The sequence below is a fragment of the Pedobacter nutrimenti genome (genome assembly GCF_032678445.1).
Lineage (GTDB): Bacteria > Bacteroidota > Bacteroidia > Sphingobacteriales > Sphingobacteriaceae > Pedobacter > Pedobacter nutrimenti_A.
In genome coordinates this window covers 1-1,272 of record NZ_JAVTSQ010000041.1, presented here as the reverse complement: position 1 = coordinate 1,272, position 1,272 = coordinate 1, and the positions used below count along the sequence as shown (strand labels likewise).

General features: G+C 37.7%; 1 protein-coding gene. It reads right to left on the bottom strand.

From position 1 onward, the window contains the following. Window positions 1-30: 30 nt before the first annotated feature. Window positions 31-1,208, bottom strand: a protein-coding gene (locus R2S08_RS28810) for an IS3 family transposase (RefSeq protein WP_316838351.1) whose coding sequence is annotated in 2 segments (ribosomal slippage) — window positions 31-938 and window positions 938-1,208 — 1,179 coding nt in all. Because the reading frame shifts where the segments join, the coding sequence is not laid out codon by codon here. Window positions 1,209-1,272 lie beyond the last annotated feature (64 nt).

The window sequence follows — 1,272 nt, the reverse complement described above, 5'->3', positions numbered from 1 at the left end:
TGGAATTGCAACAATAAAGTAGACATTTAGTTAAGCTGCAATATTTTGTTTGTTTATTTTTTGACCAAATTCTTCCGGGGACATGTAATCCAGGGCAGAATGCAGTCTTCTTCTATTGTACCATGTTTCTATATATTCGAATACGACCATCGCAGCTTGCTCTTTATTTACAAAGCGATTCTGATATACACATTCGGTTTTTAGTGTCTTAAAGAAGCTCTCAGCCACTGCATTATCCCAACAGTTCCCTTTTCTACTCATACTCCTTGTAATTAATGGATTTTTCTCCAGCAAAAGCCTAAATTCATTACAGGCATATTGAACTCCACGATCGGAGTGAAATATGAGCTGTTGAACTATAGGTCTGTTTTTTTTAGCCATTTTAAATGCCGGCATCACTGTATCTGCAGCTTTCATTGTGGTACTCAATGCCCAGCCAATTACTTTTCTGTCACCAAGATCGATTACTGTAGTTAGATAGAGCCAGCCCTGTTTAGTTTTAATATAAGTAATATCCGACACCCATACTGCACCTAAATTACCTGGTTTAAAATCACGATCTAGCTTATTCTCCGGTATAGGAAATTTATGACTGGAATCTGTGGTGATCTTAAATTTTTTCTTCACAATACTTCTCAAATTTATTTTTCGCATGATTCTCCCTACTCTGGGCCTGGATACTTTGATCTGTTTTTTATTCAATTCTATGGTAATCCTGGGACTACCATAGATCTTTTTGCTCTTTAGAAAGGCTGAGCGTATTTCAAGTTCAAGCATCTCATTTTCAATTGCGCGAGTGGACAAAACTCTATTTAACCATGTGTAAAATCCGCATCTGCTGACTTTAAATAGATAACACATCTTCCCAACTGGAAATATCGAACGGTGATTTTTTATGAACCCGAATATTTGCTGTCGTTCTTGGAGAAAATGCCGACAGCCTTTTTTAGGATGTCGCGCTCCATTTGCGTTTCACGCAGTTCCTTTTTCAGTTGTGCTAATTCTTGTTCTACTGCTGATAAAATCACTTTTCCATTTCCAGGGAAGCTACTGCTCTGTTTGTTAGTAAATTCCTTCCGCCAGCGGTATAATAACGAGGGTTTGATGTCCAATTCTTTGGCCAAGGCACCTAGATCACTCCGGGTATTACTCAGTTCAACGCTCATTACTTTAAACTCCTTTGGGTATGCTTTTCTTTCTCGTGACATAATTTCTGTTAAGATATATAATTAATTCTCTTAACTCTCTGTCTGCTCAAATGTAGCAACTCCA